The sequence below is a fragment of the Phreatobacter sp. AB_2022a genome (assembly GCF_026847585.1).
In the GTDB taxonomy this organism is placed as follows: Bacteria; Pseudomonadota; Alphaproteobacteria; order Rhizobiales; family Phreatobacteraceae; genus Phreatobacter.
On the sequence record NZ_JAPSET010000101.1, the window covers coordinates 1 to 7,028 of the forward strand.

At 71.4% G+C, this 7,028-nt stretch carries 5 protein-coding genes and 2 pseudogenes; 5 read left to right on the forward strand and 2 right to left on the reverse strand.

Annotated elements, in window-relative coordinates; all coding sequences use genetic code 11:
* The 4 genes and pseudogenes from OZ671_RS31670 to OZ671_RS31685 form a co-directional block, all read left to right on the forward strand.
* Positions 1-365, forward strand: a pseudogene (locus OZ671_RS31670) (mechanosensitive ion channel family protein); the annotation flags it as partial.
* A 150-nt stretch (positions 366-515) separates the two neighbouring features.
* On the forward strand, positions 516-1,292 hold the full coding sequence (fliP, locus tag OZ671_RS31675) for a flagellar type III secretion system pore protein FliP (RefSeq protein ID WP_442957154.1): 777 nt from the start codon (positions 516-518) through the stop codon (positions 1,290-1,292).
* Positions 1,293-1,675: 383 nt separating this feature from the next.
* On the forward strand, positions 1,676-2,839 hold the full coding sequence (locus OZ671_RS31680) for a YcxB family protein (protein ID WP_268864392.1): 1,164 nt from the start codon (positions 1,676-1,678) through the stop codon (positions 2,837-2,839).
* Complete coding sequence (locus OZ671_RS31685; protein ID WP_268864393.1) at positions 2,836-3,444, forward strand: hypothetical protein; 609 nt, start codon at positions 2,836-2,838, stop codon at positions 3,442-3,444. The genes OZ671_RS31680 and OZ671_RS31685 overlap by 4 nt, the downstream gene beginning before the upstream one ends.
* Positions 3,445-3,466: 22 nt before the next feature.
* Here the strand turns inward: OZ671_RS31685 and OZ671_RS31690 are convergent, their stop codons facing one another.
* Complete coding sequence (locus OZ671_RS31690; RefSeq protein ID WP_268864394.1) at positions 3,467-3,859, reverse strand: hypothetical protein; 393 nt, start codon at positions 3,857-3,859, stop codon at positions 3,467-3,469.
* 88 nt (positions 3,860-3,947) lie between these two features.
* Between OZ671_RS31690 and OZ671_RS31695 the strand changes: the two genes are divergently transcribed.
* Positions 3,948-4,613 (forward strand): DUF2306 domain-containing protein, encoded by a 666-nt coding sequence (locus OZ671_RS31695; RefSeq protein WP_268864395.1) that lies wholly within the window; start codon positions 3,948-3,950, stop codon positions 4,611-4,613.
* Here OZ671_RS31695 and OZ671_RS31700 read toward each other — a convergent pair.
* Positions 4,610-7,028: pseudogene (locus OZ671_RS31700) on the reverse strand (tetratricopeptide repeat protein); the annotation flags it as partial. The gene OZ671_RS31695 and the pseudogene OZ671_RS31700 sit on opposite strands and share 4 nt — an antisense overlap.

Sequence of the window (7,028 nt, forward strand, 5' to 3'; positions counted from 1 at the left end):
ACGACATTGCCGCCCGGCTGGAAGCGGCTTTGCGCAAGCCCATCGTGCCGAGCGCGATGACGCAGCGCCCGGCCGAGCCGAAACCGGCGGAGGCCAGACCCGCCGAGACCAAACCGGCGGATGCAAAGCCGGCCGACGCGAAGCCTGCCGACGCGAAGCCTGCGGCATCTGGCGCGCCGGCCGCCGGCCCGGCCCGGCCCGCGACGCCCAATCCGGCGCCCGCCCCGGCCCCCGCAGCCAGTGCGATTCCGAAACCGGCCGGCCCGCCGAAACCGCTGACGCCATCGGAAAAATCGGTCTTCGACAGCCTCGAAGAAGAAATGGCCGCCCTGCTCGGCCGCGGCCCCGCCCCGCCCAAGACCTGACGTCACGATCGAGGCCGGCAGGATCGAGACCCGGCCCGGCGTCATGAAGCGTCGCCGCAACCAGCCGTGGATGACCGCGCCTGGCGTCGCGCGCCACGCGTCGAAAGGCTCTAAAATCGCGCCAGCGATTCGCTGGGCGCGTGGGGAGCGATGCAGCCGGAATTTTCCATCCGAGCCTTGCGGGCGACGGGCCGCCGGGGCGGCCTCGTGGCCGGAACGGCCCTGCTGCTCGGCCTTGCCGGCGCGGCGCCGGCGATTGCGCAGGACATTTCGATCAATCTCGGCCAGGGCGCCGGCGTCAACGAACGCGTCATCCAGCTCGTTGGGCTGATCACCGTCCTCTCGGTCGCCCCGTCGATCCTGATCATGGTGACCAGCTTCGTGCGCATCTCGGTCGTGCTGTCGCTGCTGCGCACCGCCATCGGCACGCAGACCGCCCCGCCCAATGCCGTCATCGTCGGGTTGTCGCTGTTCCTCACCGGCTTCGTCATGGCGCCGGTCTTCCAGCAGAGTTACGACAGCGGCCTGAAGCCGCTGATCGACAACCAGATCGACATCCGCCAGGCCTTCGAGCGCGGCTCAACCCCCTTTCGCGATTTCATGCTGAAACACGTCCGCGAGAAGGATCTCGCCCTGTTCCAGCAACTGGCCAACGAGCCGGCGCCGGCCACGCCGCAGGAGGTCTCGTTCCGTGTCCTCGTGCCCTCGTTCATGATCTCCGAGCTCAGGCGCGCCTTCGAGATCGCCTTCCTGCTCTTCGTGCCCTTCCTGGTCATCGATCTCGTCGTCGCCTCGGTGCTGATGTCGATGGGCATGATGATGCTGCCGCCGGTCACCGTCTCCCTTCCATTCAAGCTGATCTTTTTCGTGCTGGTCGACGGCTGGAACCTGGTGGCTGGCAGTCTCGTGCGAAGTTTCGGCACCTGAACCAAAGCGTGCCGCCAGCGCCGCCCGCGCGACGCCGTCGCGGTTGGCCGCCGAGCGAAAACGCGGCGATATCAGGACGTTCCGGGCTCATTTTCGAATCCGCCTGTCAAGACGTCCGCCGCGCGCGCGGCACCGGATCACGGAACCGTGGAACGAGGGACGCCACGGCGGCAACCGCTGGCTGCAGCGCCGTGGCCCGCTGGTCGGCGGCGGCCCCAATCCTTGAACCCGACAACCGGCATCGGTAGATTTGCTGATCATCGGAAAGCGGCCCCGAACGCGCTTGGAGCGGCATGCAGACGACACCGTCGGTCCCTCTCAGGCGCGAGCCCATCGCACCGGATCCTCTGCTGATCGAAACGACGATCACCCTTGAGGATCGCGTGGCCGCAGCACTCTTCAGCTATCACGATCTCGTCGCCACCGCGCGCCGGCGATTCCTGTTCATGCTGGCCTGGGCTCTGATCGTACTCCTGGCCTTCATGGCGTTCGAGGCGCGCCGGCGTGCCGGTGACGGCCTGGAAGCCACCGCCCGGCAATTCCTGTCCGACCTCACCGGCCTTGCGGGATTGCCGCTGCCGGTCATAGCAATCCTCGGCCTCGCCTATTGCTGGCTTCAGCCGGCACTTGCGCGTCGCCGGCTGCGGCGCTGGTACAGGGACGAGAAGCTCGCCCAGCCCTTCGCCCTGCGGTGCCGGTTCGAACCGGGTGGCCTGGTTTCCGCCGTGGCGGGGCAGAGCAGCGCGATCGCCTGCCGCCGCATCGCCGGCATCGCGGAGACCGCGACTCACACCTTCGTGCGGCTGAAGGACATCGAGGACGTCATCGCCCTGCCCCGGCAATCGCTGTCGGGCGAGCAGTCGGACAGGCTGCGGTCATGGTCCTCGTCCTGCCACGCCGGGGCGGCCGCGCTGCCGGCGGAACCGGAACTCGCGCCCTCCGCCGAGCCGATCATCACGGTACGCTTCGCACTGACCGAAGCCGACCGCACGGCCGCCGTCGCCTGGCAGCAGGAGCGACCGGCCATGCGGCGCCGGCGCCGGAGGGCGCTGGCCATCGCCCTGGCCGGTGCGGCCGCGGCCGTGCCGCTCGCGCTGGCGCTGTGGTGGCTCGTCGACCCCGATCGCGTGCCTCTGCGTTTCGCCGGTCCGCTGCTCGCCGAGATGATCGTGACCGATCTGTGGAAGCCGGTCCTAGGCCTCTGGGCGGTCGTCGGCCTCGTCGCTGCGCTGCATCCCTGGATGCGCCGCCTGCACGCCCGCCAGCTCGGACGCCAGTTGCACAAGCGCATCCAGAATTACGAGAACGAGGTCCGGCTGTCCGCCGATCGCATCGACACTCTCCAGGACGGCCTGCACAACCGCTACGACTGGGCCGTCATTGACGGCATCGAGCGGTGCGGCGACCACGTCTTTCTCCGCCTGCGCCAGGGCGAACCCCTGCTTCTGCCGATGCGTGTATTCGATGCTGCGGGGTTCGCCCGCCTCGAGGAGGTCGTCAAGGCGCACGGCGCGGCCGCAGGTCAGGCAAGGGAGCGACCGGCATGAACGTTCTGTCCGCCCGCCGCCTTGGCGCTGCGCTGCTGAGCTTGGGCCTCATGGCGCCGGTTCATCCGGCAGGTGCGGAGACGGTATCCCTGGCGCAGGGGATCATCCTCGACCTGCCCGACGGCTGGCGCGTCGACGGGCCGGACCAGGGCCGGCTCGGCCGGGATGGGCTGAGGCGCGTCCAGCTCGTGTGCGAAACCGAGACCTGCCGGACGACGCAGGAAACCTGCACCATCCTGATGCGCGAGGGTACGGTCGAGGGTGCCGACGATGCCGCGCGGCTTCGCGGGCTCTACCAGTCGCCGTTTCAGCGTTATCTCAGGCTGAGAGCCGTGCTGCGTGCCACCAGCCGCGATGCCGAGATCCTGTCGCCGCTGGAGCTTGTCCGCCTGGGCCAGCGCGACTGGTACGGCGTCGAGACCGATGCCCGGCACAATTACAAGTCCGGCCTCTTCGCCGAGACGGTGGTCAACGGCCGCTACGTCGGCGCGATCTGCAAGACCTGCGAGACCGGCGCGGTCCGGCATGAGAATGCCCGCCGGATCCTGGCGAGCCTCAAATCGGTCGCCGCCAAACCCACGTCCCCGCTCGCCCGTCCGGAATGAGGAACCGCCGGCGCTGACGCCTTCAACCGGCGGGGCGGAAGCGCGGGCCGGTCGGCCGCGGCAGAGCCGAGGTCTTGTCCTCGGCCCGGCAGGCGGCTTCGCCGGAGCGCCGGAGCTCGTCCTGATAGGGAAAGGTCCGACGCATCGGCAGCAGCCGCTCGCCGGGTTCGCCGGTGAGAGCCAGGGCGGGCTGGTCATCGGCCTGCGGCCGGCGGAGATGCCCCTGCACGGCATGGCGGTCGGCGCCGGCCCGGCGATCGAAAGTGCCGGCGAAACGGTCGGTCCCGAACATGGCCTCCGCCGGCTCGAGCCGCAGGGCAAGGTCGCCGCAGCTGCCGTCTGCGCGCACCCGGATGCCGCACCAGCCGGCGCCGCAGCGGCCGATATCGAGCACGAAACCGAAACGTTCGCTCACCCAGCGGCCTGCCAGTGCCGCCGCGCCGGCCCCGACCTCACCCGCGGACCTCGTGGCGCCGTCCGCGCCGGCCGTGCTAGCCTGCGGCATGAACGTCACGGCTGCCGCGACCACCAGCCCCGCTCCAGCCCTTGCCACGCCGGCGATCCGCGGGTCGCGGCTGCGCCTGTTCTTCGCCAAGATCCTGCTCCCCGGCCTCGTCGCGGCACTGATCCTACCATTCGCCGCCGCGGCTGTCCTGACGGCGGCAGGCTGGTTCAGCCTGCCCTATGAGCTCGCCGTCATCGACGAGGCTCACCCCGGCCTGTTCAGGGCCCATATGATGTCGGGCGCGCTCGCGCTGCTGCTGGTGCCTGCCGCGATCGTCGTGCGCCTGCGGCCCCGCCGGCACCGGATGCTCGGCCGCGCCGCGGCCAGCGCGGTGCTGGTGGCCGGCCTCACCGCCCTGCCCGTCGCGCTCGCCGGCGTCGCGCTGCCGCCGGCCAGGGCCGGCTTCGTGGCGCAGGCAATCGTCTGGCTGGGGCTGCTCGGCATCGGCTGGCGTGCCATCCGGCGCGGCGACGCCGCGGCGCACCGGCGTGCCATGCTCTGCCTCGCCGCCGTGACGTCGGCCGCCCTCTGGCTGAGGCCCGCCATGGTCCTGGCGCGCCTCACCGACTGGCCATTCGACATTGCCTATGCGGCCATCGCCTGGGGCGCCTGGCTGCTGCCGCTGACCGCGGCCGCAGCCCTGACGTCCCGCCGCCTGGCCTAGCCCTGGCGCGGCGCGCTCGGCGCCTCGGCCGACCCCGAAGCCGGGGCCGCCGGACGCCGCTGCTGGCCCGGCGCCTCGGTGGGATAGCGCTGCCGGTAGTTCTGCAGGAAGGCGTCGAGCGTGTCCCGATCGGCGATCGACCGGGCGATCTCGCGATATTCCACGCCGCGCGCCTCGATCGGCGCCGTGACGACGTCGAAGGCGCGGGCATCGGCCGTGGCGGTCATGGCCTGGCGCCAGCGGCCACGCAGCCGGTCGAGCCCCAGTTGCTCGTCGCTCAAGGCGTAGCCGATCGCGGCCCGCAGGAGGTGTCGCCGCTCGTCGTCGTTGAGCGGCGTGCCGGCGCGCCGGGTCGACACCCATTTCTCGCTCTGCTCGGCGGATTCCCGGTAGCGCTGGGCCGACCAGAGGATGTCGGCGCGCAGCATTTCCGATTCCAGGCCCCTGACATCGCCGAGCAGTTCCAGCGCCTGGTCGGGCCGGCCGGCATCGGCGAGCGCCCGCGCTTCCAGGAGATAGCGCTGGGCGCGCAGCTGTTCGGGCAGGTCGGCGAGCCGGGTCGCGCGCAGCACCTGCAGGGCCGAGGCCGGCTTGCGGTTCATGAGGTGCACGACGGCAAGCCGGGCCGCCACCTGCGAGCGCGCCGCACCGGTCAGGCGCTTGTCCACCTGGTGCTGCAGCAGCGCCGCCGCCTGGTCGAGCAGGTCCATATTGGCGAGGCGATCGGCCAGCCGGCGGATGATCTCGTCGCCGCGCCGGCCCTGCGGGGTCATGTCGCGGAAATCGTAATAGAGCGCCAGCGCGTCCACCGGCTGCATCGCGTCGGCATTGCCGTCGAGGAACAGCGATTCGAAATGGCGCGCCACGTCGTCCTGCATGCCACGCACCGATTCCGAGCGCGGGAAGACCCGCATCGCATTGCGCATGGTGGTGAAGGCATCGCGGAACCGGCCCTGGTCGGCATAGAGCTTGGAGAGCATCGCCAGCGTGCGCGCCTCCACCTCGTCGCCGCGCCAGGCATAGCTCATCACTTCCAGCTCTTCGGTGGCGGCCGGCCCGTCGATCTCGCCGAGCTTGAGGCGCAGCGCGAGCCGTCGCTGGTCGGCATCGGCACGGACCGGCTCGTCGGGGCCGTTATGCGCGCGCGCATAGTCGCGCAGCGCCTCGCGCTCGTGGCCCTGCGCCTCGGCCAGCCGGCCGCGCAGCAGCGCGAACTGCTGCTCGCCGGATGCGGGAATGCCGAGTTCCTGCAATTCGTCGAGGCGCTGGGCCGCCCGATCCGGCGCCCCGCTGTCGAGCGCGGCCCCTGCCGCGCTGGTGAGCAGCGTGCGGGCGAGCGGCACGGGCAGCACGCCGACCGGCGTTTCCGCGGCCTCGAAGGCCAGATGCGCCTCGCGCGCGCGGCCGTCGAGCGCCAAAGCCAGGCCACGCCAGGACGCCGCCTCGGGAGCAGAGGAAACTGCCGGATGGGCAAAATCCTGAAGCGCATCGGCCGGCCGCCGCAGCATGGCGGAGACGACGCCGCGCAAGCCCTGAATCGAGCCGTCCTCGGCGACCCGGCGGTCCTGCCGGATGATCGTCTCGAGCACGGCGCGCGCTTCCGGCCAGCGCTGCTGCGCCATGTAGAAGCGCGCGAGATCGAGCCGGCGCGGCGTGCGCTGCGTATCGTGCACGGCGGCCGCGGCATTGACGAGATCGGCCTCGCGCTCGCGGAACGGCGCCTTCTCGTCCATCGCCCAGAGTTCGAGGTCGAAGGTGATCGCGCGCGAACGCCGGACCGAGCGGATCGGCGGCTGCGGCCGGGCATTCTCGGCGCTGAGCATGAGGCCGCGCGGCCGTGCGATGCTGACACGCTCGCCGTCGATCGACACGGCGAGATCGTCGGCGAGCGGCTGGAACACCAGGCCGTGGCTGCCGGCCAGGACGTTGAATTCGACCATGTCCTGGTTGCGCAGGAACGAGCGGGCCGGCCCCGTGCCGGTCACCACCACCAGCTGGTCGCCGGCGAGAGGATCGCTCAGCCGGTGCACGCTGCCTGCACCCGGAAAGTCGGCCGAGGCGATCAGCCGGTCGCCGGAGCCGGTCGCGCGTGTCAGCGTCACCGGGCGCGGCGGCTCCAGGACCACGTCGGCGAGCGTCACGATCCACGCGGTGCCGTCGCGGCCGGTCGAGGCGAGCGCCTGCTTGTCGAGGCCGAGGCGAATGGCCGTGCCGCCGCGCGAGCGCGCCGCGTCGACGGAGGTGAAGGCGCCGGCGGCAGCGGCCTGCAGGCCGGAGAGGTCGATCTGCTCGCGGGCATCGAAGACGAGCCACAGCGTATCGCCGCGCTGGAACACGGCGCCTGCCGTCTCCCGGCCGAAGGGCACGAGGATGCGGATGGTGCCGCCCGAGCGGCGGGCCTGGATGACGACCGGC